23 protein-coding genes and 1 tRNA gene are annotated in these 24694 nt (G+C 55.9%); 20 read left to right on the plus strand and 4 right to left on the minus strand.

All coding sequences use genetic code 11. The annotated features are described in order from the left end of the window. The first annotated feature begins 12 nt into the window (after window positions 1-12). From JW885_00210 to JW885_00275, 14 genes are all read left to right on the plus strand, one after another. Complete coding sequence (locus JW885_00210; protein MBN1880567.1) at window positions 13-1059, plus strand: DNA-directed RNA polymerase subunit alpha; 1047 nt, start codon at window positions 13-15, stop codon at window positions 1057-1059. Between the two features lie 32 nt (window positions 1060-1091). Next, window positions 1092-1781, plus strand: a complete 690-nt coding sequence (gene rplQ, locus JW885_00215) for a 50S ribosomal protein L17 (protein MBN1880568.1) — start codon at window positions 1092-1094, stop codon at window positions 1779-1781. Then, a complete protein-coding gene (locus tag JW885_00220; GenBank protein MBN1880569.1) occupies window positions 1768-1950 on the plus strand; it encodes a hypothetical protein in 183 nt (60 codons plus the stop codon). Before rplQ ends, JW885_00220 begins: the two co-directional genes overlap by 14 nt. A gap of 111 nt (window positions 1951-2061) precedes the next feature. Next, window positions 2062-3075 carry an efflux RND transporter periplasmic adaptor subunit gene (locus JW885_00225; protein MBN1880570.1) on the plus strand — a complete coding sequence of 338 codons (1014 nt, stop codon included), beginning with the start codon at window positions 2062-2064 and terminating at the stop codon, window positions 3073-3075. A gap of 28 nt (window positions 3076-3103) precedes the next feature. Then, on the plus strand, window positions 3104-6181 hold the full coding sequence (locus JW885_00230) for an efflux RND transporter permease subunit (GenBank protein ID MBN1880571.1): 3078 nt from the start codon (window positions 3104-3106) through the stop codon (window positions 6179-6181). Then, complete coding sequence (locus tag JW885_00235; GenBank protein MBN1880572.1) at window positions 6178-7005, plus strand: ATP-binding cassette domain-containing protein; 828 nt, start codon at window positions 6178-6180, stop codon at window positions 7003-7005. The genes JW885_00230 and JW885_00235 overlap by 4 nt, the downstream gene beginning before the upstream one ends. 124 nt (window positions 7006-7129) lie before the next feature. After that, entirely contained in the window at window positions 7130-7312 is a 183-nt protein-coding gene (locus JW885_00240; GenBank protein ID MBN1880573.1) for a hypothetical protein, read from the plus strand. A 129-nt stretch (window positions 7313-7441) separates the two neighbouring features. Continuing rightward, a complete protein-coding gene (locus tag JW885_00245; protein MBN1880574.1) occupies window positions 7442-8902 on the plus strand; it encodes a trypsin-like peptidase domain-containing protein in 1461 nt (486 codons plus the stop codon). 1 nt (window position 8903) lies between these two features. After that, window positions 8904-9167: a hypothetical protein gene (locus tag JW885_00250; protein ID MBN1880575.1), complete on the plus strand. Its 264-nt coding sequence runs from the start codon at window positions 8904-8906 to the stop codon at window positions 9165-9167. A 56-nt stretch (window positions 9168-9223) separates the two neighbouring features. Continuing rightward, entirely contained in the window at window positions 9224-10204 is a 981-nt protein-coding gene (locus tag JW885_00255) for an RluA family pseudouridine synthase (protein MBN1880576.1), read from the plus strand. Then, complete coding sequence (gene pgeF, locus JW885_00260; protein ID MBN1880577.1) at window positions 10201-10965, plus strand: peptidoglycan editing factor PgeF; 765 nt, start codon at window positions 10201-10203, stop codon at window positions 10963-10965. Before JW885_00255 ends, pgeF begins: the two co-directional genes overlap by 4 nt. A gap of 8 nt (window positions 10966-10973) precedes the next feature. Continuing rightward, on the plus strand, window positions 10974-11603 hold the full coding sequence (locus JW885_00265) for a dephospho-CoA kinase (protein MBN1880578.1): 630 nt from the start codon (window positions 10974-10976) through the stop codon (window positions 11601-11603). After that, a complete protein-coding gene (locus tag JW885_00270) occupies window positions 11604-12110 on the plus strand; it encodes an NYN domain-containing protein (protein MBN1880579.1) in 507 nt (168 codons plus the stop codon). A gap of 123 nt (window positions 12111-12233) precedes the next feature. After that, window positions 12234-13001, plus strand: a complete 768-nt coding sequence (locus JW885_00275) for an SDR family NAD(P)-dependent oxidoreductase (protein ID MBN1880580.1) — start codon at window positions 12234-12236, stop codon at window positions 12999-13001. 694 nt (window positions 13002-13695) lie between these two features. Here JW885_00275 and JW885_00280 read toward each other — a convergent pair. Continuing rightward, on the minus strand, window positions 13696-14292 hold the full coding sequence (locus JW885_00280; GenBank protein MBN1880581.1) for an isoprenylcysteine carboxylmethyltransferase family protein: 597 nt from the start codon (window positions 14290-14292) through the stop codon (window positions 13696-13698). 167 nt (window positions 14293-14459) lie between these two features. Here JW885_00280 and JW885_00285 point away from each other — a divergent pair, with 167 nt between their 5' ends. From JW885_00285 to JW885_00295, 3 genes are all read left to right on the plus strand, one after another. Beyond that, window positions 14460-16025 (plus strand): cobalamin-dependent protein, encoded by a 1566-nt coding sequence (locus JW885_00285; GenBank protein MBN1880582.1) that lies wholly within the window; start codon window positions 14460-14462, stop codon window positions 16023-16025. An 86-nt stretch (window positions 16026-16111) separates the two neighbouring features. Beyond that, window positions 16112-17551 carry a radical SAM protein gene (locus JW885_00290; GenBank protein ID MBN1880583.1) on the plus strand — a complete coding sequence of 480 codons (1440 nt, stop codon included), beginning with the start codon at window positions 16112-16114 and terminating at the stop codon, window positions 17549-17551. A gap of 55 nt (window positions 17552-17606) precedes the next feature. Then, window positions 17607-18719 (plus strand): tetratricopeptide repeat protein, encoded by a 1113-nt coding sequence (locus JW885_00295; protein MBN1880584.1) that lies wholly within the window; start codon window positions 17607-17609, stop codon window positions 18717-18719. A gap of 123 nt (window positions 18720-18842) precedes the next feature. On the opposite strand, the gene JW885_00300 is transcribed toward JW885_00295, so the two are convergent. Together JW885_00300 and JW885_00305 are read right to left on the minus strand one after the other, a co-directional pair. Further along, window positions 18843-18920: transfer RNA gene (locus tag JW885_00300), tRNA-Pro, on the minus strand. A gap of 87 nt (window positions 18921-19007) precedes the next feature. Next, window positions 19008-19667 carry a ribulose-phosphate 3-epimerase gene (locus JW885_00305; GenBank protein MBN1880585.1) on the minus strand — a complete coding sequence of 220 codons (660 nt, stop codon included), beginning with the start codon at window positions 19665-19667 and terminating at the stop codon, window positions 19008-19010. A gap of 122 nt (window positions 19668-19789) precedes the next feature. Between JW885_00305 and JW885_00310 the strand changes: the two genes are divergently transcribed. After that, window positions 19790-20446 carry a Crp/Fnr family transcriptional regulator gene (locus tag JW885_00310; GenBank protein MBN1880586.1) on the plus strand — a complete coding sequence of 219 codons (657 nt, stop codon included), beginning with the start codon at window positions 19790-19792 and terminating at the stop codon, window positions 20444-20446. 141 nt (window positions 20447-20587) lie between these two features. Here JW885_00310 and map read toward each other — a convergent pair whose 3' ends face one another. Beyond that, the gene (gene map / locus JW885_00315) at window positions 20588-21337 is read right to left on the minus strand and encodes a type I methionyl aminopeptidase (protein MBN1880587.1); all 750 of its coding nucleotides are present in this window, start codon (window positions 21335-21337) and stop codon (window positions 20588-20590) included. A 114-nt stretch (window positions 21338-21451) separates the two neighbouring features. Here map and JW885_00320 point away from each other — a divergent pair, with 114 nt between their 5' ends. Together JW885_00320 and priA are read left to right on the plus strand one after the other, a co-directional pair. Then, window positions 21452-22165, plus strand: a complete 714-nt coding sequence (locus JW885_00320) for a Crp/Fnr family transcriptional regulator (GenBank protein ID MBN1880588.1) — start codon at window positions 21452-21454, stop codon at window positions 22163-22165. A 70-nt stretch (window positions 22166-22235) separates the two neighbouring features. Next, window positions 22236-24680, plus strand: a complete 2445-nt coding sequence (gene priA / locus JW885_00325; protein ID MBN1880589.1) for a primosomal protein N' — start codon at window positions 22236-22238, stop codon at window positions 24678-24680. Window positions 24681-24694 lie beyond the last annotated feature (14 nt).

Raw genomic sequence — 24694 nt, forward strand, 5'->3', positions numbered from 1 at the left:
TAAGGAGGGCCCATGACCGTAACATTACAGACACATCTGCAGGCGAACTGGCGCGAGCTGATAAAGCCGAAGCGAATGGTCGTCGACAGTGATGACAATACGGAATTTTACGGAAAATTCGTGGCCGAGCCCTTCGAGCGGGGATTCGGCATTACCATAGGAAACTCTCTGAGGAGGATACTCCTCTCGTCATTGATGGGAGCCGCCATTACATCCGTAAAGATAGAGGATGTCATGCACGAGTTTACCACCATTGACGGCGTTTCAGAGGATGTTACGGATATCATCCTGAACCTGAAAGGCATACGGCTCAAGCTCCACGGCGAGGGGCCGAAAACCATCAGAATTGAAGCGAAGGGAGAACAGGTCGTCAAGGCGGGACACATCCTCTGTGACGACTCGGTGAAGATACTCAATCCGGATCATCACATCGCCACCCTCTCGAAGGATGGCGCTTTGAATATGGAGATGATTGTGGACTGGGGAAGGGGATACATCCCGGCGGAACGGGATCTTGAGGAAGACGAGCCCATCGGAACGATTCCCATAGATGCGGTGTTTTCGCCGATAAAGAAGGTAAATTACCTGGTAACCCAGGCACGGGTCGGACAAATGACCGACTATGACAAGCTGACACTGGAGGTATGGACGGACGGTAGTGTCCGACCGGAAGACGCCATTGCCTTTTCGGCGAAGATTTTGAAGGAGCATATGAATATCTTCATTAACTTCGTCGAAGACTCCGAGGAAGAGGCCGACGATCGCGGCGATGACTCCGAGGAGTTCAATGAGAACCTCCTTAGACCGGTCAGCGAGCTTGAGCTTTCAGTGCGCTCCTCAAACTGTCTGAAGAATGCGGACATCAAGTACATTGGTGATCTCGTTCAAATGACGGAAATGGAGATGCTCAAAACAAAGAACTTCGGAAGAAAATCCTTGAACGAGATAAAGGAGATCCTCACGGACATGGGGCTTCGATTCGGCATGAAGCTTGAAAACTGGCCCCCAAAGGATCTTCCCTCTATCGAAGAACAAGATCACCTCGATATCGACGTCTGATGACTGACGGCGTTTTGTAAGGAAACAGGATCATGCGGCACCAAAAAGCAGGACGAAGGCTCGGACGCAACACAAGCCATAGAAAGGCGATGTTGAGAAACATCACCACGTCTCTTTTGGAAGTGGAGCGTATAGAGACGACAGAAGCGAAGGCGAAAGAACTCAGACGTTACGCTGAAAAGATGATAACCCTCGGGAAAAGGGGCGATCTCCATGCCCGAAGGCAGGCGCTTTCGTTTCTGAGGAAAAGAGACGTTGTGGAGAAGGTCTTTTCGGATTACGCAGAGCGATTCAGCGATCGTAAGGGTGGGTACACGAGAATCATGAAGCTGGGAAGGCGCGTGGGCGACAATGCTAGGATGGCCGTCATCGAGCTTCTCCCTGCGGATGAAAAGAAGAAGCCGAAAGAGAAAAAGAAGGCTCCCGCCGCAAAACCGTCGAAGGAGAAAAAAAAGGCCGCAGCGCCGACCGGCGAGAAAAAGGATGTAAAAAAGACGAAGGCGGCGGATGAAAAAGAAACAAAGGCGACGAAGGCCGCATCCGGCGATAAAAAGGAAAAGACGGTAAAGAAACCCGCGGCAAAAAAAACGACCAGCAAGGAAGACGCGAAGAAGACGGTTGCCAAAGACGCTCCGAAGAAGACTCAGACGAAGAAATCTGCTGAAAAACCGGCCGGCGGTGCAAAAGAGAAGAGCGATAAGGCAAAAGATGCCGGTAAATAAAACAACAAGGGCATGGATAGAAGACGGGAAAGAGAAGGAATGGGAAAGGAGAAAGAAAAGGGACGAGGGAATAAAGAGGGGAGGAAACGGGGACGGGACGGGAGAGAATGGAATACGAATTGGGAGAAATATGAAACCAGAGGTGTTCACAATTCGGTTTCATCACTAACCGTGAAATATGTATGTACAGGTAACATCGCGTTACAATTCTGAATGAATAAAAGAGGCAAGGTGTAGTACTTGCCTTTTTTATTAAAAGGGGAAGTTCGTGGACGAAAGAATGAAAAGAAGAATATATCGGATAGTCGCCGTGATCGGCGCTGTTTTGTTTATTTTGATCATATACCGTCTGCTGACCTCAAAGCTGTTTCAGAAGGACGACGGTGAAAAAGAATACCTGATTCCGGTGACCACCGTGGAGGTGGTAACCGGCGACATCAGGGATACGCTGTTTTACAGCGGGGATATCCAGGGTGAGGAACAGGCCATCGTCTATCCAGTCATATCCGGCACGCTCCTTCGATACTATGTCGAAGAAGGGGAGCGGGTGAGAAAAGGTGAAACCCTGGCGCTGTTGAAGAGACTGGAAACCTGGGAGGAATACAAACCGGTGGTGGTGGAGTCGCCCATTTCTGGCATTGTCGGTTATAATTATCTTGACGTTGGAGAAATCGCCACTCTCCAGACTCCGGTATCCCTCGTGGTGGGAGGAGAAGGGCTCAGGGTGACACTTAAGGTGTCCGATACGGAGCTCGGTTTGATCGATGTCGGTATGCCGGCGGAGGTCCGCGTGCCCACCGCTCCCGATATCTGGTTTGAGGGTGTCGTCTCGAAAGTCAGCCCGATTCTGAACTCGGATACCAGAACCGCATACGTGGAAGTTTTTATTGATGAAAGGCCGAAACAGGTGTGGCCCGGTATGTTCGGAGATGTTCGCATCATTATTGAAGAGAAAACTGATGTGACAATCGTCCCCACGGATGTCATCATGTATGCCGGAGATGAGATGGTCGATCCCTACTGTTTTGTTTTGAACGACGGAGTCACCCATAAACGGGATCTTGAGCTGGGTATTACCGAGGGAGTGATGGTTGAGGTAGTGGCGGGAATTTCGCCGGGCGAGCTGATAGTTGATCTGGGCAAGGAAAATGTGGATGAAGGGGTTGAGGTTGAAGTGATTGAGGGTGAAGTGACTGAGGGTGAAGTGACTGAGGGTGAAGTGACTGAGGGTGAAGTGACTGAGGGTGAAGTGACTGAGGGTGAAGTGATTGAGGAAGAATCCGCCTCGGAGTAGGCGTGCATGATAAAAGAGGCTGATCAACATGTCATTACCGAAATTTTCCGTTAATAATCCGGTTCTGGTAAATATGATCACCATTGCGGTGTTCGTGCTGGGGGTGATTTTTACCGCAAACCTGAATCGGGAGATCTTTCCGCCGATAGCCTATGGATATATTATCATTATCACTCCATATCCGGGGGCGTCTCCCGAAGAGATAGAGAAGACCGTTACCAAGCCGATAGAAGACGAGATAGCCGACGTGGACGGCATAGACACCCTGAATTCCCGGACGCGGGAGGGGGTTTCCACCATTATTATCCAGGCGGAGAGCGAGATAGACGGCCTGAAGCTGGATCAGCTGTTCAATGACATCAAAAATGAGGTGGACAAGGTCGAGGATCTTCCCGATGATATAGAACAGACCGAGTTCATAAAGCTCAGTGCTGAGTTCCCGGCCATTACCGTGGCGATGGGGGGCGATATCCCCGAGGAATTCCTGCAGGAATCGACGGACCGACTCAAGAAAAAGATAGAGCTCATCGACGGCATCGGGAGCGTTGATACCTGGGGATATCGCGATACGGAGATGTGGGTTCAGGTGGATCCCCGCAGGGTGGAGGCCGCGAATCTTTCCCTGACCGAAATAATAAACGCCATCAAGTCCAGGAACCTCAACATCCCCGGCGGCTCATTCGACGTGGGTCGAAAGGAGCTTTTAATCCGCACCATGGGTGAGGTGGAGGAATCCGACGATATCGAAGAGGTCGTCATTCGTACGCTCCCCACCGGAAACATCACGGTGGATGATGTCGCCGACGTTGTGGAGACCTTCGAAGAAGAAGATGTCTACGGAAGAATAAACGGCAGGAAAACCATAGCCATATTCATCAACAAGAAGGCCGACGGTGACATCATTGACATCGTCGACGAGGTGAAGCGGCTTGTTGAGGAAGAGAAAAAGTATCTTCCTGCCGGTGCGAAAATCGATCTGGTCCAGGATTACTCAAAGTACGTCGAGCGGAGGCAGCAGACACTCATCATCAACGGCATCATCGGTCTGTTTCTGGTGCTGTTGATTCTGTATACCTTTCTTGAATCCCGGGTGGCCTTCTGGGCGGCGATGGGTATTCCGTTTTCCTTTTTGCTCGCCCTTGTTATCATGTATTACATGGGAATGAGCCTGAACATGCTCTCCATGTTCGCCCTCATCCTTGTGCTCGGAATTGTCGTGGACGACGCCATTGTGGTGGCGGAAAACGTCTTCCGCTACCGTGAAATGGGCCTGTCTCCATCCGAGGCAGCCATCGTCGGCGCGGAGGAGGTGGGTCTTCCCGTTGTCGCCGCTATTGCCACGAACATCGCCGCCTTCCTGCCGCTGTTGATGATCGCAGGCATCACCGGCAAGTTTATGCGGGTCATTCCCGAGGTGGTCATTTTGACCCTCCTGGCCTCTCTCTTGGAGGCGTTTCTGGTGCTGCCGTCTCATCTGGCCGAGTTCGTCAAGGTCCGGGTGGATGACACACAAAAGGAGGCACGGGCCTGGTTTCGACACATACGGGACGCCTACGGCAACCTTCTGGAGTCGTTCCTCAGGCGGAGGTATGTTATATTCTTCGGCCTGTTCGGTGTGGCGCTCGTGACCATCGTCACCGCCGCCCTAACCATGGATTTCGTCTTCATGGGCAAGGTCCGTTCGGAGCAGTTCATGATCGACATCATCAATCCGGTGGACAGCAACAAGGACGAGACCGATCGGGTCGTCAGTGAGGTGGAAAAGCTGGTGCTGGAGCTGCCCAAAGAGGACGTAGCGGCGGTTATCAGTCTTGTCGGGTATCTGGAGACCGGTGCCGCACCCCTGGAGGGGTCGTATGTGGGACAGGTGTGGGTGGAATTGACCGAGCATGGCTATGAGGATGTGGGGGCGGATGAGATAATAAAGGAACTCAGAAAGGACATAGCCAAGATACCGGGTCCCGAGTCGATACGGTTTACGGAGATAACCGGGGGTCCCCCCACCGGTAAACCGGTTTCGGTGGAAATCCGGGGCGATGACTATGCAGTCATGGAACGGTTGGCCGAGGATTTCAAGGCGGAGCTTGAGACAATTGAAGGGGTGAAGGACATTGATGATGATTTCGAGAGGGGGAAGGAAGAGGTTCGCATCATCATAGACGAGCACAAGGTCCGCTCCCTGGGATTGAATGTGGCCTCGGTGGCCACGGAAATACGACATGCCTTCACCGGCGGGGATGCGGGAACCATCCGCCGGGGCGACAAGAGCATCGATATCATCGTCAAATACGACGAGGAATTCCAGAACCCGGATTACCTTATGAACTTCTCCGTGCCGAGCACAAACGGCGAGCGTATTCCCATAAAGAGCTTCGCGGAGATCGAATACGGCCGGGGGATACTGATCATCCGTCACAGCGAGAAGGAGCGGACAATTACTGTTACCGCCGATATCGAAAAGGGTGTGACCACATCGAGCAAGGTAAACGAACAGCTCATTGAAAAGTTCGGTACAGTCAGCAGCGAGGATCCCGAATATACCTTCCATTACGGCGGAGAGTATGAGGACACCCAGGAGTCGATAAAATCGATGTTCCAGGCGTTTTGGCTTGCCATAGCAATTATCTACATCATCCTGGCGGCCCTGTTCAAGTCGTTTTCCCAGCCGATCATCATTATGATCACCGTACCCTTCTCCTTTATCGGAGTGGTCCTCGGGCTGTTTATTATGGATGTGGAGCTCTCGCTGCTTGCGGTCATCGGCGTCGTGGCACTTGTCGGAATTGTGGTCAACGATTCACTGGTGCTGGTGGATTTTATCAATCGCGCCCGCACCGAGGGGAAGAAAGTGTACGACGCGGTGCTGGAATCCGGAAAAATCAGGCTTCGCCCGGTACTCCTCACAACCCTGACCACAATCGGCGGCCTTGGACCCATGGCTTTTGGACTTGGCGGCAAGGAGCCGTATCTGGCACCCATGGCGATATCCATTGTGTGGGGCTTGGCGTTCGCCACAATATTGACACTTCTCATCATCCCCTGTTTCTACATGATTCTGGATGATTTTAACGATAAGTTCTTCAAAAGGGTCAAGGGCGATCGGTGATACGGCTCGAAGGTGTCACCGTAACGTTCCGATCTCGAGACGGCATTGAAACAAAGGCGCTGGACGGAGTGAACCTCTCGGTTCCCCGGGGGAGGTATGCCGCACTGATCGGCCCCAACGGCTCGGGGAAGACGACCATCGCGAAGGTTGTCAAGGGGATTATCTCACCGGACTCGGGAACGGTAACCATACATGACGAGATGCTCTCCCCGGGAGCCCTCGCGGGTGATGTGGGACTGGTTTTTTCCAACCCGGAGAATCAGATCGTATCGGCGGTTGTGGAAGAGGACATCGCTTTCGGTCTCGAGAATCAGGGGGTGGAGATGTTCCGCATGCACGAGATGGTGGCGGAGATCATGGAGCGGCTGGATATCGCCCATCTGGCAAAAATGCTTCCGCATAACCTCTCGGGCGGCGAGCAGCAAAGGCTCGTCATCGCCGGTGTGTTGGTGATGGGCCTTGATATTATCGTGTTCGACGAGGCCACATCGATGCTGGATGTGAGCGGCAGGCGGGATATATTGAACCTGATACGGCGCCTCAACAACGTGGAGGGAATGACCGTTCTTTCCATCACCCATTCCCTAGCAGAGGCGATACTCGCGGACGAGGTGCATGTGATACATGGGGGGAAGATGGTATTTCATGGAACCCCCGGCGACCTGCTACACTCTCAGGACGTGCTTGATGATATCGGTTTCACCCTTTCTGAATTTCCTGGTCTTGTCAGGGGATTGATCGATGCCGGTGTTCCTCTTTCTTCGGGGAATATTACCATCGATATCGTGGCGGAGACGCTCTCTAGATTACATACGGGGGGATGATATGTCTGGATATCGATGCGGTCGATGTGATAAAAATATCCCGGAAGGCGGCCTGTATTATGTCTTCACAATACAGTCGGTGTCAGGTTTTGACGGTGTCGTCGAGATACATGCGGACGAAAACATGTCAAAGGCTTCCTCTCAGATCGAGCGGGCCAAAGCGGTCGATCTCGAGCGGGATGTTTTCTGGGAGCATAAGGTGGTGGTCTGCGCCTCCTGCAAGGAAACGCTGGTTTCCCTATTCATGTCGGAGCTTCTGTCCCAGCACGATGTAGAATCGAAATCCGCGGATCGAAGCATTCACTGACCCTCCTTTTCCTCTCTCCCATCTTATTCGTTGACATTCAAGGGTATTCCTGTAATAATGTGCTGAGCGGGATATGGGATATCATATATCATGAATTATCATGAAAAACAAAAGAGTGTTCTGCGTTTGATGATGGTTTTCTGTGCCGCCGCCCTGATGTTCTTCGGGTGTGCAGATGCGGATATGGGAAACTTCAACTGGGAAATGCTCTCGTTTTCAGACGAACCTGAAACGAGCACAATCGGGGGCCCTTCCGGTGATGTGCCGGGAGGCGAAATCACGGAGGACACACCGGCCCACAGACCGGAGGTGGAGACCGCCTCTTTCGATAAGGTTGTGGGGCTTTTGCCGTCCGTTGTGATGATAGAGGCGTTGGTTGCGCCCCCCGCAGTACCCGAAGACGACATCCACAAAGGTTATTACGATACCCCCCATTCGGATCCGACTCAACCCATGCCCGTTTTCGGTGCCGGCATCATCATCGATGAGGCGGGAAACATCCTGACGACGGCCCACCTGGTGGAGGGTTCGGATACAATCACGGTATTCATGTCCGACGGGGCTGAATATGACGCGCGGATCGCCGGAACCTATGATCTGATGGATATCGCGGTGCTTTCGATTATCGATATGGAACCTGTCGACGCCGCATTCATCCCCGCCGCCATCGGAGACCCGGACGAAATCTCCCTGGGGGACTGGATCGGAATCATAGGCAATCCTTTCGGGCTGGGAACAAGTTTGACGGTGGGCGTGGTCGGCGCGATGAATCGACGGGATATTAACCCCCGGGTCATCGGCGAATATATCCAGGTCAACGCCGCCGTAAATCCGGGACTCTCCGGAGGACCGCTGGTGAACCTCGACGGCGAAGTGGTGGGGATGGTATCCGGACTGCTCTCTCCGGCCGAGGGGATCGGCTTTGCCGTACCCATAGACGATGCGATGGGAAAGGCTTCCGAGATCGTGGCTACGGGACGCGTTGCAACCGGGTGGGTCGGCGTGACGGTGCAGGCGCTGACCCCGGAGCTCTCGAAAATCTTCCAGATAGAGGGTGATTCCGGCGTACTGGTGGTCTCGGTGGAGGAACGAAGCCCCGGTGATTGGGCGGGGATTCTCTCGGGCGATGTGATCATGAAGTTTGGTCAAACTGATATCACAAACGGTGGGGATTATGATACCGCCGTTCTCACCTCACAACCCGGCTTTTCATATAACGTGGAGATGATACGGGGGGGGCAGCCTCTGACCGTTGTCGTGACGGTATCGGAAAGATACGGTATGCGTGCGCCGGAATCCGTCGATGTCATGGACGCCGGTACCGATCTTTTGGGCCTTTTTGTGGTGGATGTGCCCGAGGATGTATCTTTATCTGTCGGCATATCGGAGGGGGTCCTGGTTCTGAACGTCACCGGGGATGACTCAATGATTTCCCCCGGCGATCTTATTCTGTCGGTTAATAGAAGGGCCGTGACCGATCGTACCACGTATCTTGCCGCCCTTGCCGGAGCGGCGGCGAATGACTCGGCGCTGCTGTTGGTACACAGCCGGTCGGATACGTTTTTTGTCACTCGAGAGATAAGGAAATAGGATGTCCCTGATCACCGATCCCGAGGCGGCCAAGAGGCTTGCTCGAACCATCATTTCAGATATTACTCTGTACAACAAGGAAAAGGTGCTGGAGGGTCTTGAAAACGACAATCTCTTTGATGTATTGAAAAAAGAATTGGATCAGGGGCGGCGCGTTTATGAAAGCAGGGTGTCTCCCGAAGTGCTCAAGTCCAGTAATTTTTACGACCTGGCCATTGTCGATATTATGGTACAACAGGCCAAAGGTATGGAATCGAACCTGTAATTCCCTTGAAGGAAAGGAATCATCATCCCACACGTATTGTGACACGTCATTTTCGTGTGTCCCCCGAAGATGAAGGAACGCGTCTTGACCGTTTTCTTTCATCATGCCTTCCCGATCTTTCCAGATCTTTTCTTAAAAAAGCGATTGAGACAGGCGATGTACTGGTGGATGGCGAAACCGTCCGGCCGTCATATCGGTTAAAAGATACGCAATCGGTCGATATCGTCCTCCCCGATACCGGGCTTGAACATATCGTCCCCGAAGACGTCCCCTTTGATGTGATATATGAGGATGAACACCTGGCGGTCATCGAGAAGCCCGCAGGTGTCGTGGTGCATCCGGGTGCGGGGTCGAAACGGGCGACGCTCGTCTCGGGGCTGCTTTTCCGGGGGATTACCCTCGCTGTGGCCGATGACCCGGACCGTCCCGGTATCGTTCACCGGCTCGATCGGGACACCTCCGGTATCCTTGTAGTCGCTAAAAGCGATCGCGCCTTATCCCGCCTCATGGAGCAGTTCAAGGCCCACACGACGGAAAGGCTGTATGAGGGGGTGTGTTGGGGGAGGATCCCTCACGATGTGATGGTCATAGACTCCCCGGTGGGGCGACACAGGAGCGATCGAACCCGCATGAGCACCCGCACGGATGCCGGGAGAGATGCGGTAACGGAGGTGGAGGTCGTTCGTCGGTTCGCCCATATGACCCACGCCCGCTTTCGCCTCAGAACCGGCAGAACCCACCAAATACGCGTTCACCTGGCGTCGCGGGGGCATCCGGTCGTGGGTGATGCCGTCTACGGTTCGATGAAACGGCTGGGGGACCTCCCGGCCGGCCCCGTTCGCCGGGCGGCGAAAAAAATGACCCGCCAGGCCCTCCATGCGATGGTGCTTGGATTCACTCATCCGGTCAGCGGGGAATTTCTTCGTTTCGAGTCCGTCCTCCCCGAAGATATCAGGGGACTCATCGACGCCCTGTGCATGGAAGAGGAGGAGTCCCGGACATACCCGACCGACGGGAGCGGGGGGGATACGACATGACGCCGATTGTCTCTCAAGTGCTTGCGGATATCGACACTGTGACCCACGGCTTTTTTTCGAGGATGCAGAACGATGATGAGACGCCCCTGAATTTCGATTATCGAAAGGGCGATCCTTATCTTCGAGAGAAAAGCTATAAATACGCAGGTCTTTTTTTGGGCGTTTCCCCGAAGCGTATCTATGTTACCAACCAGGTTCACGGGGACGGGATAGAGGTGCTCAGGACTATGCCGGATGAAACATCGGTCAGGGGTGGGGTGGAGAACGACGCCGTGATGACGGATGTTCACGGTGTCGCCCTGACGGTTCTGACGGCGGACTGTGTGCCGATATTGATCGCGGACGTGTCCGGGCGGGCGGTGGCGGCGGTGCACGCAGGGTGGCGCGGCACGGCCCTGGAAATAGGGAAAAAGGCCGTCCGGGTCATGACGGACGCCTTCGATCTTGTCCCCGGAGATCTCGCCGCGGCCGTAGGTCCCGCCATCGGCCCGTGCTGTTACCGGGTGGGTCCGGAGGTGCTTGGGGCGATGAGGTCCGTCTTTTCGTGGGCGGACTCGTATATTGAGCGCGGGACGGACGGGCACGGGCATCTCGATCTTCAGGGGATCAACCGGGAGGTGCTGGTGGATGCCGGGCTCGATCGGGATCGAGTGGAGGTCGTCTCCCGCTGTACCGCGTGCGATGAGGAACTCTTTTATTCCTATCGGCGGGACGGTGATGGGACGGGGAGGATGTTGAGCGCTATTGTTTTGAATATATAGGTGTAACCATGCTGATTACGGGACTCACCGGCGGAATCGCCAGCGGAAAAAGCAGCGCCGGGAAGATCATCGAAAGACTCGGGGGCGTTATTGTGGATTCTGACGCCGTTGCCCGGCACGTCGTGATGCCGGGGGAGCCGGCGCTGGATGAAATCGTTCGTCGGTTCGGCGCCGATGTACTGGATGAAGGCGGCGTCCTTGACAGGGAGAAGCTGAGATATATCGTGTTTTATGACGATACAGCCCTCAAAGATCTCAACGCCATTGTTCATCCGGCGGTCTACAGAGAGATTGCCCGGAGGATGGAGGAATATCGGAATAACCCGAACGATAAAATCCTGTTTCTCGACATTCCCCTTTTGTATGAATCGGGCGGCGAAGCTCTGGTCGATACGGTGGTGGTGGTGTATGTGGACCGGAAGACGCAAATAGACAGGCTTATGGCCCGGGACGAATTTTCCCGGGAAGAGGCGGAAAATCGGATTGACAAGCAGATGAGCCTGGATGAGAAGCGGGACCGTGCGGATTTCGTGATAGACAACCGGGGGACTTTGAACGATCTGGAAGCGGAGACGGTGAGGGTGTTTGGAGAGCTTGAAGCAATGCGGGATCGCCGTCGGGCGGCTGGGGGGCAGTAGGTGCTGGTGATCATTGATGGATACAATTTGATGCTGTCCACCGGGGAGTACGGCGCCGTCAAGGGCAAAAACCTTACCCTTGCCAGGCGGCGGCTGATAGAGGATTTCAGACGATATCAAGCGGTCAGAAAACACACCGTCATCATCGTCTTCGACGCCCAGGACGCGGGAAAAAAGTCCCGGAGCGAAAAGACCGTCGGCGGGGTGCGGGTGGTGTTTACGAGACACGGAGAGCGGGCGGACGACGCCATTGTGGACATTGCGGAAAAAAACAAGGGATTGGAGCGGGTGGTTGTGTCGTCGGACAACGAGGTTGCTCGAGGCTCACGGAGGCGGGGCGCGGTTGTGGTGTCTTCCGAGGAATTCCTTGAACGGCTCGGAGACGCGCTTTTGGAATATGATGAGACAGAGGACGACGAAGGAGAATCCGGAGGGGATGATCCGGGGAGTCGCCGTGCACCGTCCCGGCATCGGAGCAGGGAGCGGGTGATTTTGGATAAACTGTGACGAGTCGACGGCGCGGCGTCGATGAATGACGATTCGTGATGTGTGAGGGAATTTTTTATAAAAATAGTCATTTGAGATGTGTTTTCGATATACTGTGACGATTGATTGAAAGGATGGAGAGGTATGAATCTTTCCGGCAGAACGATGCTGGTGACCGGCGGCTCCTCGGGACTGGGGGAGTCGGCGGCGCGTATGGGGATCGAGCACGGGGCGAAGGTGGTGATCATGGACATCAACAAGGAGGTCGGGTCGGCGCTGGCGGACGAGCTGGGTGACAACGCCCTGTTCCACCCGACGGACGTCACCAGCGAGGAAGACGTCTCCGGGGCCGTCTCCCTGGCTGTTGAGCGCTTTGGGGGGGTGCATGTTGCCGTCAACTGTGCGGGAACGGGACTCCCGAAGCGGACGATCTCAAAAGACGGCCCCCATGATCTGGCCTCCTTCGAATGGCTGATACGCCTCAACCTGATCGGCACCTTCAACGTGGCCAGCAAGGCCGCATTCCAGATGTCGAAAAACGACCCCACAGACGCCGGCGAGCGCGGGGTGATCGTCAATGTGGCGAGTGTGGCGGCGTTCGACGGGCAGATCGGCCAGGCGGCGTACAGCGCATCGAAGGCGGGTGTCGCTGGGATGACCCTTCCCATGGCCCGGGATCTGGCCGGAGTCGGCATCCGGGTGATGACTATCGCGCCGGGGCTGTTCGATACGCCCCTGATGCGTCTGCTCCCCGAGGACCATTTGACAAGATTGAACGAATCGGTCCCCTTCCCGCGGAGGCTGGGGGATGTGGGGGAATTCGCCCGGATGGTGAAGGATATTATTGAAAATCCGTATCTGAACGGAGAGACCATCCGGCTGGACGGCGCGATACGTATGGCCCCGAAATAAGGCGCCGCACGCCGAACCGAACGGGACGTCCGCATCCTTCGTCGCGGGCGCGTTTTACGTACGGGAGCGGTATACTTTTCCGATGTAAACCGGACGGGGTGTACAAGACGCCCTGTCTACTGTGTTCCCGGTGTAAATGAGAGATGATGATGCATCGGCCTTCGGGGTTGGTGCGTTCCGGTGTCGATCCGAGCGATCCCTTCGATTGATTAGTGGCGCCGGAGCGTCCGCTCCCGGTCGGTATCGTGAAGGGGAGCGTGTCGAAAAGGGCCGGGGTCCCGCGATATTTCGTGAAAGGCGGGTCGGCCGGGAGCGTTCCCGCCCGGGCGTCACACTCCCCCGTGTTTTGTGGCCGCAACCGCCGCAGACCGTGCCGAAGGCCCAGATTTTCTCTCCGTGGGCTTCGGGTAATATCGCCGACGCCTTCGCGGTGGCAGCCGGGGGATACCGGCTGTCTTTCAGGGCGGATAGGGGGGGGTGGATGTCATGCGCCGGTGGATTATATGTTGGTCACCGGGCTGCGGCCGTCCGAAACCGGTTCGATGTGATCCTTCACGATATCCCGAACGATGTCCCGCATCGTCCAGGGCCTGTCCGCCTCGGGTCATGTTGAACATATTTTCGCCCGGGCGGACGGTCTTCCGGGTTTCCCCCGGTCACGACGGCGATCATGTTTTTTATTCCGGGTCGGTTCTCACGAGGGTTTGTCCCCTTGTTTTTCGGATTTCGGCGGCAGGGGGATAATCTGGGAGACACGACGTCGGTATCGGGCGTATTCGTCTCCGAATTCATCCAAGAGACGCGGCTCCTCGATATGCCTGAAATAGAGCAGCGCCAGGAAGAAAAAGAAGAAGAAGAGAAGAATCCCCGAGATGGACCCGATAAAAATCGGTATCGACAGGTACGCCGTGAAGGCGCCGAAGGCCATGGGATTTCGGGTAAAAAGGTAGGGCCCCCCGGTGACGAGCCGTTCGGTCTTGGGGCTGATCTTGACGACGCGATGATAGTTGAACGGACCGCCCTTTCCGATGATCACAAGGTAGGTGTTCGCCCAGAAGACAAACAGGAGACCGACGGATAGAAATACGATGGCCACCGGCTTTCTCCAGGAGAAATCTCCAAAGGGATCAAAACCCATCAATCGATCGCAGAAAAGATTGACATGGTAGATGGCAAAGGGCATGATCACGCCGTGAAACCCGAAACCGGCGACAAGACCCAGGACGTGCCTGACGGTCTTCATGGTCGGAGATTCGCTGTGTGGTTCTCTCTTTTCTTGTGTGTGATTCATGCACACATACTATACATCGAGCGTGAAAAGTCAAATGAAAAAGGCGTCTGGGGCTTGCAAAACAGAGCGTCGTTATATATGATAGGAAAAATAATAAAGTAGTGACCGACAAAAAGACCCCCGGCCCGTGCCGGTGTTTTTGTAATGCGAACAGGGACATACCGCGTATGAAAATTTTCATCATCGATCCTCCCCAACAGGTATTCAAATATTTTATGGGCCATATACCCTCCCCGGCGGTGGTGCAGCTTGCGGCGTACATGGAAAGACGGGGCCACCACGTCGAGGTGCTGGACGTCACTACCTTCGATAGGGTATGGGACGATCTGGAGGAAAAGCTGAGACGGGGCAAGCCCGACATCGTGGGCATATCGAACAATTCGACCAATACCGTCAATAACGCCTTTCACACCGCCACGCTGGCAAAGATGGTCGATCCACAGGTAATAGTGGTGGCCGGCGGCGCCCACATGACGGCGCTTTCCGAGGAGAGCCTTAGGGTTAACGGCGATATCGATTTTATTGTCCGGGGCGAGGGAGAGATGACATTCGCGGAGCTGGCGGCCGCCCTGGAGAGACGGGAGACCGATTTTTCAAACATCCCCGGTCTCGCATATCTGGACGGGGATCGCTTCGTCCAGACACCCCGGCGGGAGTTGATCGAGGATATCAATACGCTCCCGATCCCTGCGTATCACCTGCTGCCCATGCTGAACGTGCCGAATCCGGAGACGAGAATCATGCCCTATCGTTTCCCGACCCTGGGGATGAAGCCCTATGAGTCAATCTTTGTGTCCACCGCCAGGGGATGCTACGGCACCTGCCGCTTCTGTTCGGAGACGGCGTTCTGGAATCACACCTGGCGCGCCCGGAACGCGAAGAACATGGTCGACGAGATGGAAGTGTTGTGCCGGGATTTCGGTCGAACGAATTTCTATTTCGTCGACAATGCTTTTAACTGGCGGCGGAACCGAATCGAGGAGTTCATCGATGAATTGTCGGCCAGAAATCTTCCCGGGATCACCTTCTGGTATCAGACCCGGGTGGAACTGCTCCTTCGGGACCTGGATTTGCTGCCGAAGCTGAAAAAACTGGGGCTGTATCAGATCTCCTTCGGTGTGGAAAGCGGCAGTCAGGATATCCTCGACAGCTACAATAAGAGCCAAAAGGTGGAGATGGTTACCCGGGCCATGAAGGCGGCCAAGGAGCAGGATCTGGTGCTTCTGACGAACGTCATGTGGGGTCACGAGGACGACACGCCCGAGACGCTCCTTGACACCTATCATCACGTGAAAAAGTACGCGGATATTTTCGCCATGCAGATATTCACCCCGGTCCCCGGCACGCCCTATTACGAGCGCTACCGGGATAGGGGGATGATCAAGGAGGAGAACTGGGACGTATGGGACATGTTCACTCCGGTGGTGGAGACGAAGACGGTCCCCCATGACAAGATGCTCAGGACCGTCGAGAGGATACAGTCGAGGTTTCACCTGAGGCCCAGGATCATCTATCGCTCGTTTTTCGATCCCAATCCCTTTATCAGGAGCAACTACAAGGTCACCCGGGAAATTGTCAAGCGAACCGTCACTAATACCCTGCACGAGGTTCAGACCAATTACCGTCCCTTCGAGGAATACATGGCCGAACAGGGCTACCGTGTGGAGAAGACGAGACAGGGGACCTGCATCGTCGTCGACCGGGACGATAAACGGATGAGGGATGCGGGGTGACGGCGGGTGTTTTTTGAAGGTGCTCGGGTTGGAAAGAATCGTGACACCGGGAGAATGATGTTTATGGCACGCTATCGAGGTTTTTCATGAAGGTTCTCATCATATCGGCAAACCGGGAGCTGGTCCCCGATCCGGTGTTTCCCCTGGGAGCGGCGTACGTGGCCGCGGCGGTGAGGGACGCCGGGCATCAGGTGAAAATACTGGACGCCCTGGTCCATGACAATCCCGAGGCCGCCGTGAAGCAGGCCGTCTCCGATTTTTCCCCTGACGTGGTCGGCGTGTCGATTCGCAATGTCGATAACGTCGCCTATCCCATCGTTATCACCTACGCGGATGATCATAAGGGATTGGTCGACGCCGCCAGGTCGGTCTTTTCCGGGCCGGTGGTGCTGGGCGGCTCCGGTTTTACGATCCTGGCCGAAGAGCTTTTGGATCACACCGGCGCGGAGCTCGGCATCATGGGCGAGGGGGAGGAGGCGATGCTCACTTTTCTGGACGCGTATGCGGATGGTGAGGACATCGCCGGCGTGCCCGGTCTGATCCATCGAAAGGACGGGACGACCCTCGTCAAGAATCCCCCCCGGACGATCGGCGATATCGAGAGCGTTTCGAATCCCGCCCGGGAGATGCTGGACAGCCGCATGTACCAGAAGTGGGGCGGTATGGTGGGGGTGCAGACGAAGCGGGGCTGCCCGTTGGGGTGTGTCTACTGCACCTATCCGGTGGTGGAGGGAAAGGTCGTCCGCACCCGGGACCCCGAGGCCGTGGCGCGGGAAATGGCCGAGTCCTACCACCTGTGGGGGACCGATACCTTTTTCATCGTGGATAACGTCTTCAACAATCCCCCGGATCACGCCGTTGCGGTGGCCGGGGCCATCGAGGCCCTGGACCTTCCCCTCAGCTTTTCGGCATACCTGAATCCGGGCTTCGTGACGGGGGAGTTGATGTCCGCCATGAAGGCCGCCGGCTGCACCGGCATCGATTATGGGGTGGACAGCCTCTCGGACGACGTGCTTAAGCGGCTTGGGAAAAACTTCACCGCCGCCGATGTACGCAGGGCCGTCCGGTTAACAAAAGAGGCGGGCATCCGCACATGCCTGAGCATGATCTTCGGCGCCCCGGGCGAGACGATGGACTCACTTAGAGACGGGGTGCATATCTTGGAGGAGATGGAGCCGACTGCGGTGCTGGCGCTGGTGGGGGTGCGGGTTTATCCGAACACGAAGATGTACGACATCGCTCGAAAAGCCCGTGTCCTTCCCGACGACTGGAACGGCCTGACCCCGTTTTTTTATATCGATCCCGCCGTGGCCGACGATGTGATCGGATTCATCGCCGAGACCGCCCTCAGGCACCCGGACTGGTTGTTTCCGGGTCACATGATCATGGGGGGCCGCCAGCTCATGCCGGAAGAAAAACCCGAGCGGTACGACAGCGGCCCCCTGGCGGAGTTTAGAAAACGGGGAGTCAAGGGGAACCTCTGGGAAATGTTCGACATCATGAAGGCGATGAAATCGAGGCAATGAAAAAAGGCGGGCTGTCTCCCCGAACCGGGGGGGGTGAAGGAGGGACGTATCTCGGATGAAGGTACACTGTAGCATCTGCGGTTTTGACGGAAATATCTGGAAGGGGCTTGTGCCCCCTGAAGGGAAAGAGACCGAATGCCCCTTCTGTGGAGCGCAGATTTTTATCCCCGGCCCGAACGGCGGCGATGCGGCCATCGACGACGGTGTTCTGAAACGTCTCTCGTTCGCAGAGGATGAGTTACCCTGGCACTCGGACGAAGGCCGCCGGGACGAGCCTCGACTTCCCCTGTTCGACGGGCTGCCGGTTTCGGCGGAGATCAGGGTGTCGACGAAGGCGGAGAGGGGGGTTGTTGCCGAACAGGCCGAGCCGGGTGCTTCGGTCATCGAGGATGACGAGACCTATGGATTCGTCAATCCCTCCGTGGCGACGTCGGTTTCGGAGATAGCACAGGGGAAAGAAAAAAAATCGAGGGTTGACGAAACACAGAAGGCCGTATCGGGAGAAGGTGAAGGACCGCACATGATACGGGATCTCATCGGGACGCTCACGGGGCGGCTGGCTACGGTAAAACACGCTTTCCAGCATATAATCGGAAAGGCGGTACAATTTAGGTCTCTCCTCCTCGCAGCGGCGGCGGCCGGGCTTCTTTTTTTCTTCATCGGGTACGTGGTGAATCTGGCGGGCGGTAAGATGGACACGCAGATGCTTTCTGAGGAGTATCGGGAGAAGGCGGATGTGAAGGACGAAGAGTTGGACTACATCAAGGCGGCGGAATATTACGCCGTTTCCATACATATCGATCCGACCAACTACAAATCCCTCAACAACATGGCCAGCATGTATCTGCAGATACACCGATACGAAGACGCCATCGAGCTCCTTGATGAAGCGATTTCCATCATCGAAACGGACGATGCGGCCGTCAGCTATGCCAACCGGGGGTTGGCATATCTGGGCCTGGGGAGGTATGACCGGGCCCTTGAGGACCTGAACACGGCTCTCACGATTTCCCCGGATCTGTCATACGCTTATACGGCCCGAGGCTTTTGTTATCTCGCCATGGAGGAACGGGAGAGGGCGCTCCTTGAGTTTGAGACCGCCTGTGATCTGGGAGACCGAAACGGGTGTCTGCTCTACGATGAGTATCTGGTTGACGATGACGAATGATGCTGTGTTGGTATTCCGGGGTCCAGGCGTCTATTCTGGATGAGGGATGATGAAGAGATTCGATATATGGGGGGTGGCGAAAAAAATAAAAAAAGGCCCTTTCGGGCCTTGAATGAGTTCAAATGGTCGGGATGAGAGGATTTGAACCTCCGACCTCATGCTCCCGAAGCATGCGCGCTAACCAGACTGCGCTACATCCCGACAAAATATGCATACTACCAGAAATATTTTCTCTCTGCAAGCATGAAATTACTCATGCTTCTCCCTTTCTTCCAAAAAACAGGGGAATCACGATATCGCCCGTTTCATCTCGCCGATGACTTTTGCGTAGTCATCGGCGCCGAAGACACTGGAGCCGGCCACAAACACGTCCACCCCGGCCCGGGATACATCACCGATATTCTTCGTGGTGACACCCCCGTCGATCTCGATGAGGACGTCATCCCTGTTGTGGGATTTCAAGAGCTCCCGGACCCGTGTCGCTTTTGTGAGGGCGTATGGGATGAGCTTTTGTCCCCCGAATCCCGGGTTGACGCTCATGATTAGGATGAGATCGGCGATTTCGACCGCCTCCTCCAATAGTGTTATCGGTGACGCGGGATTGAGAGACACACCCGCCCGCTTCCCCAGGGACTTGATGAGGTTCAATTCCCGATCCAGGTGAATAGACGCCTCGACATGGAGTGTAATGATATCCGCCCCGGCGTCGGCAAAGTCCTCGATAAATCGTCCCGGTCGGTCGACCATGAGGTGGACGTCCAGGGGGAGGTCCGTAATGTTTCTCACCGATTTGAGCACCGGAACGCCAACGGTGATATTCGGGACAAAAATCCCGTCCATTACGTCAAAGTGGATCCAGTCCGCCCCGGCCTCTTCGATGGCGCGGATTTCCTCGCCCAGCCGGGTGAAATCGGCGGATAAAATCGAAGGTGCAATGAGTTTTTTCATAACGGTGTCCGCACTGTGGTTGTGTTACGTGTATACTGTATTTGGGAGTACATGTCAATATGCCTTGACTGAAAATGTGGTTTTAGTATATAACATTTCTACTGTTTTACGGGGAGCCAGTGATGATTTCAGACAGCGCAAAGCTCTATGAAAAATACGGCCGCTCGATACCAGCGGGGACGGTTATTTTCGAAGAGGACGATCCCGGCAGGGAAATGTATATCATCCACGAGGGGAAGGTGCGTATTGTCATTCGGGTCAGGTCCATCGAGACGACCCTGGCGGAGCTGGGTCGGGGGGACTTTTTCGGAGAAATGGCCATCCTGGAAAAGAGCAACCGATCGGCCACGGCCATCGCCGCGACCGACCTGAAGGTGCTGGTGCTCGATGAAAATACGTTTCTCTCCGTCATTCGCTCCGACCCGGACGTTGCTCTGGCCATCATGAGGGAAATGGCCGAACGGCTGCGTTATACCGACGAGCGCATCGAGACGCTCTTGTTTCGGGACGCCACCAGCAAGGTGGTGGATATCGTCTGCAAGGTGGCGGAAAAGCTGGGGGAAAAGACGCCCCAGGGCATCGTCGTTGTGACATCTGTGGAGGACATCGCCGGTCGGGCGGGGCTTGAGGTCCATAAGGCGGAGACGGTCATAGAGATCCTGATAGCCAAGAAGTTTTTGAAAATCGAGGGGGATACGTTCGTCATCCGGGATTTGGAGAGCATGGGGAAAATCCTCCAGTACATTGCACTTAAGGAGCAGCTCGGGGATATTGTCTGACGAGTGGGGCGCCCGTGGAATTCGGTGCGCCGGGTGAGGGTGTATGAAAAATCGCCTTTCGGCGGTTTTTGTGTGTTATGATTCAAATTGCCGCGGGGGATGAAAAATATATATCTCCCGGCGCCGTAGAGGTCGATCGGTTTAATCGCGGGAGCTTAAAATATCCGGCCCGTCGGACGTGACAGCGATGGTGTGCTCGAAATGGGCCGAGAGCGAGCCGTCCAGGGTCACCACGGTCCAGTCGTCGTCCAACACCTTCACCTCCCATCCGCCTATGTTTACCATCGGCTCTATGGCGAATACCATCCCCTCCTTCAGACGCACGCCGGTGCCCGGCTTCCCGTAGTTCGGGATCTGGGGGTCTTCGTGCATCTGCTGACCGATGCCGTGGCCCACGAACTGGCGAACTACCGAAAACCCGTTGTCTTCCACATGCCGCTGGATTGCCGCTGAAATGTCATAGAGTCGGTTGCCGACCCGGGCGGCGTTGATACCGCGCTCCAGGGCCTCTTGTGTGACGGATATGAGCTGTTGGGTCTTTTCTGGGATTTCGCCTACCGCCACCGTCAGGGCCGAGTCGCCGCAAAATCCCTCATAAAACGTTCCCAGGTCCATGCTGACCACGTCCCCTTCCTTGATGACCCGCTGTCCCGGTATGCCGTGGACCACCTCCTCGTTGATGGAGATGCACACGCTCGCAGGATATCCTCGGTATCCGAGAAACGTAGGGGTCGCTCCGCTGGAGCGGATTTCCTTCTCCGCGATTTTATCCAGCTCACCCGTCGTTATCCCCGGCGTAATGCTCTCTTTGAGGATTCTAAGCGTTTGTGCGACGATGCGGTTCGCCCTTCTCATCGTCTCAATCTGTTTTTTCGTCTTGATGTGTATCATAATCAGTCTATTATAGATTGTTCCGATATGACAGGCAACCCTCTTTGGCGTTGATATTGAAAAAAAATTGATGTTTTCGATAAAATGGTTATAATGTTTCATGGAGGACCATGCATGGAAAAGATAAACGTCCTGAAACAGATCCCCATTTTTGCAAATATGGGTCAGGATGAGCTTTCCGGGCTGGCTGAAAAGGCCATCCGTAAGAAGTTCAAAAGGGACACCATTATCGTCAGTGAAGGCGACGACGGCGATTCCCTGATGATCATCCTCTCAGGTCAGGTGAAGGTGACGCTGCTTTCCGAGGACGGGAAGGAGATTATCCTCTCCATCCTCAGAGAGGGCGATTTTTTCGGGGAGATGTCGCTGTTGGACGGCGAACCCCGCTCGGCGACGGTCATCGCCATGAAGGAATCGACCCTTCTCATTATTCAGCGACAGAACTTTCTGAAGCAGATCGACGAGAATCCGGGCCTCGCCAAGGCGATTCTGGTGGAGATGAGCATGCGGATCCGCCGGGCGGACCGCCGCATCGGCGGCCTGGTGCTGCTGGACGTGTACGGGCGGGTGGCGACGTATCTTCTGGAGCTTGCCAGCGTGGAGGGGAAAAAGGTCGAGGGAGGCATTCTCATCGAAAAGCGGCCCACCCAGCAGGAGATCGCATCAATGCTCGGCGCCAGCCGGGAGACGGTCTCTCGGGTGCTGAACGACTTCAGCCGCCGGGGCATCATTATCATGGACGGCAAGAGCATCATGATAAAGGGCCCCAAGGATGTTCTGGACGAGGAGATCAAATATATGCTCCTGGGCAGGTACATCGACCTGTAATACCCCGCCCCGGTTTGTGTATGACCACAACAACCGGATATCGTTTCAACCGAACATATGAGATGTATCAATGAGCGTCACCCCCGGCGGCGATGCTGATCGACACCGGACCGTTTCCGTGGCGCCCGCCGGTGGTGCGCCCGGTGTCCTGAGCTATTGCGTCCCGCCCCATTTCTACCGATCGCCCTCTGTCGGCATGCGGGTGCTCGTCCCCTTGGGATCGCGCATCGTGACCGGCTATGTGGTGGGCGACGGCGGTGATTTTTCCGGCCCCCTGAAGGATGTTCTGGATATCCTCGACGACGAGCCGCTCTTCAATGAAGCGTCCCTTTCGTTTTACCGATTCATTTCGGATTATTATTGTGCGCCCCTGGGGGATGTGATACGGATCGCCCTGCCGGCGGGGATAAACGTGGAATCGAAGCGCCGGGTGAGGGCGATCGCGGATAAAAAGGATGTAACGGATTTCGAGCGAATCATCGTCGACCGGTGCAAAAAGAAGGGCGGCGTCCTGCTTTCGAGCCTCATTCGGGAGTATCCGGATCGTTCCGTCAGGCACCTCGTGGATACCCTCGTCCGAAAAAACGTGCTTGAGATCAAAGATGAGCTGGATGATGCGGCCGTCTCCCCGGGATCGGTTCGGACGGCCGTGTGCATACCGAAGGTGGCCGATTCCGTGTGGGAGGAGAAACTCTCCCGTGCGCCGAAGGCCAGGGAGGTGTATCTGGCGATCCGGGATGCGGGGGAAGTAAGGATTCCGGAGCTCAATGAGCGGTTTGGAGACGTCTCGGGACAGGTACGGCTCCTGTGCGAACGGGGTTTGATCGAGGTAGAACATCGGTTTCACCCCCGAAGTGTTCCCCGGGCGTCGCTGGAGCCGGGCAGGGTGGTCGAGCTGAGCCCGGACCAGGAGCGGGCGCTGGAGGCGATCGGTGAAGACATCGACGCCGGTCTCTTCTCCGTCAATCTGCTTTTCGGCGTGACCGGCAGCGGAAAAACCGAGGTGTATATCCGGGCGATGGAGCGGGCCCTGGCAAAGGGGCTGGGCGCCTTGATTCTGGTGCCGGAGATTTCATTGACCCCCCAGCTTGCCGTTCGCATCGAGGATCGATTCCCCGGCCGAACGGCGATGCTCCACAGCGGTCTCTCCCGGGGCGAGCGACTCGACCAATGGGAGAGAATCAGGAGGGGTGAGGCCCGGGTGGTCGTCGGGGCGCGCTCGGCCCTCTTCGCCCCGCTTTCCGATATCGGGCTCATCGTTGTAGACGAGGAGCACGACTCATCATACAAGCAGAATGAGACGCCCCGCTACCACGCCCGGGACTCTGCCGTGATGCTGGGAAAACTGCGGAGTGTCCCGGTGATTCTCGGCTCCGCAACGCCCTCGCTGGAAAGCTGGCACAACGCGGATACGAAACGCTACCGGCGGATTGTGCTTCCCGACCGGGTGACCGGAGAGGGGGTGCTGCCGGCGGTGGAGATTGTCGATATGCGCACATCCCCCCTGGTGACACCGGGCCTCTCCGTGCGGCTGATGGAGCTTCTCACGGATGCGATGGAATCGTCCGCCCAGGCGATATTGCTTCTCAACCGCAGGGGGTTTTCCACCTTCATCCTCTGCCCGACCTGCGGTCATCGCTTCCGGTGTCCGTCCTGCAGCATTACCCTGACCTATCATAAAAAAAGGCGGAGGTTGCTGTGCCATTACTGCGATTTTTCCATACGGGCGCCGGACGAGTGTCCCGAATGTCGGGAAAACAAGCTCCTCCTGATGGGTGCGGGCACAGAAAGGGTGGCCGAAGAAGTGTCGGAACTCCTTCCGGATGCACGGATACTTCGCCTTGATCGGGACTCTGTGTCGCGCAAGGGCGAGATGGAAAAGACGCTTTCCGCCTTCTCAAAGGGCGACGGCGATATCCTGCTGGGGACTCAGATGGTGGCCAAGGGGCATGATTTCCCCCGGGTGACCCTCGTGGGAGTCATAAATGCCGACACCGGTCTCAACCTTCCCGACTTTCGGTCGGCGGAGCGGTCGTTTTCACTTCTCACCCAGGCGGCCGGTCGGGCCGGACGGGGGGATGCGCCCGCCCGGGTGGTCATCCAGACGTACAATCCGGAACATCCGGCCCTGGCCGCCGCGATGGGACATGACTATGAAGGATTCGCACACGGCGAGCTTCAGTCCCGCAGGGAGCTGGGGTATCCGCCGTTTTCCCGTCTGGTGATGCTTCGCATCACAGGCGTACAGGAGGGTGAGGTGAAAAAAACAGCCCGTTCTCTTGCCGATAGGCTCAATACGCGGGCGAGTGAGCTGAGACTTCCCGTAGCCGTCCTCGGCCCGGTGCCCGCCCCCATCGAGCGTATCAGGGGAAGAATCCGCTATCAACTGCTTCTCAAGGGGGAGAGCTCCCGGGCCGTCTTTGGGATGGTGGCGGATATCCTCGGAGAACGCCCAACAAGACGGCGGGGTGGCGTCCAGATTACGGTTGATATCGATCCTCTCGACATGCTATAATAAAAGGTTGTGAG

It is taken from the genome of Candidatus Zymogenaceae bacterium (genome assembly GCA_016931225.1).
Lineage (GTDB): Bacteria > Desulfobacterota > Zymogenia > Zymogenales > Zymogenaceae > JAFGFE01.

What these genes read in the sequence shown, in the direction of transcription:
- JW885_00230 (MBN1880571.1), top strand. Translation starts at nt 3,104, where the DNA reads ATGTCATTACCGAAATTTTCCGTTAATAATCCGGTTCTGGTAAATATG.
- JW885_00320 (MBN1880588.1), top strand. Translation starts at nt 21,452, where the DNA reads ATGGAAAAGATAAACGTCCTGAAACAGATCCCCATTTTTGCAAATATG.
- JW885_00245 (MBN1880574.1), top strand. Translation starts at nt 7,442, where the DNA reads ATGATGGTTTTCTGTGCCGCCGCCCTGATGTTCTTCGGGTGTGCAGAT.
- JW885_00250 (MBN1880575.1), top strand. Translation starts at nt 8,904, where the DNA reads ATGTCCCTGATCACCGATCCCGAGGCGGCCAAGAGGCTTGCTCGAACC.
- JW885_00310 (MBN1880586.1), top strand. Translation starts at nt 19,790, where the DNA reads ATGATTTCAGACAGCGCAAAGCTCTATGAAAAATACGGCCGCTCGATA.
- JW885_00295 (MBN1880584.1), top strand. Translation starts at nt 17,607, where the DNA reads ATGAAGGTACACTGTAGCATCTGCGGTTTTGACGGAAATATCTGGAAG.
- JW885_00290 (MBN1880583.1), top strand. Translation starts at nt 16,112, where the DNA reads ATGAAGGTTCTCATCATATCGGCAAACCGGGAGCTGGTCCCCGATCCG.
- pgeF (MBN1880577.1), top strand. Translation starts at nt 10,201, where the DNA reads ATGACGCCGATTGTCTCTCAAGTGCTTGCGGATATCGACACTGTGACC.
- priA (MBN1880589.1), top strand. Translation starts at nt 22,236, where the DNA reads ATGAGCGTCACCCCCGGCGGCGATGCTGATCGACACCGGACCGTTTCC.
- JW885_00305 (MBN1880585.1), bottom strand. Translation starts at nt 19,667, where the DNA reads ATGAAAAAACTCATTGCACCTTCGATTTTATCCGCCGATTTCACCCGG.
- JW885_00265 (MBN1880578.1), top strand. Translation starts at nt 10,974, where the DNA reads ATGCTGATTACGGGACTCACCGGCGGAATCGCCAGCGGAAAAAGCAGC.
- JW885_00275 (MBN1880580.1), top strand. Translation starts at nt 12,234, where the DNA reads ATGAATCTTTCCGGCAGAACGATGCTGGTGACCGGCGGCTCCTCGGGA.
- JW885_00240 (MBN1880573.1), top strand. Translation starts at nt 7,130, where the DNA reads ATGTCAAAGGCTTCCTCTCAGATCGAGCGGGCCAAAGCGGTCGATCTC.
- JW885_00220 (MBN1880569.1), top strand. Translation starts at nt 1,768, where the DNA reads ATGCCGGTAAATAAAACAACAAGGGCATGGATAGAAGACGGGAAAGAG.
- rplQ (MBN1880568.1), top strand. Translation starts at nt 1,092, where the DNA reads ATGCGGCACCAAAAAGCAGGACGAAGGCTCGGACGCAACACAAGCCAT.
- JW885_00225 (MBN1880570.1), top strand. Translation starts at nt 2,062, where the DNA reads ATGAAAAGAAGAATATATCGGATAGTCGCCGTGATCGGCGCTGTTTTG.
- JW885_00285 (MBN1880582.1), top strand. Translation starts at nt 14,460, where the DNA reads ATGAAAATTTTCATCATCGATCCTCCCCAACAGGTATTCAAATATTTT.
- map (MBN1880587.1), bottom strand. Translation starts at nt 21,337, where the DNA reads ATGATACACATCAAGACGAAAAAACAGATTGAGACGATGAGAAGGGCG.
- JW885_00210 (MBN1880567.1), top strand. Translation starts at nt 13, where the DNA reads ATGACCGTAACATTACAGACACATCTGCAGGCGAACTGGCGCGAGCTG.
- JW885_00280 (MBN1880581.1), bottom strand. Translation starts at nt 14,292, where the DNA reads ATGAATCACACACAAGAAAAGAGAGAACCACACAGCGAATCTCCGACC.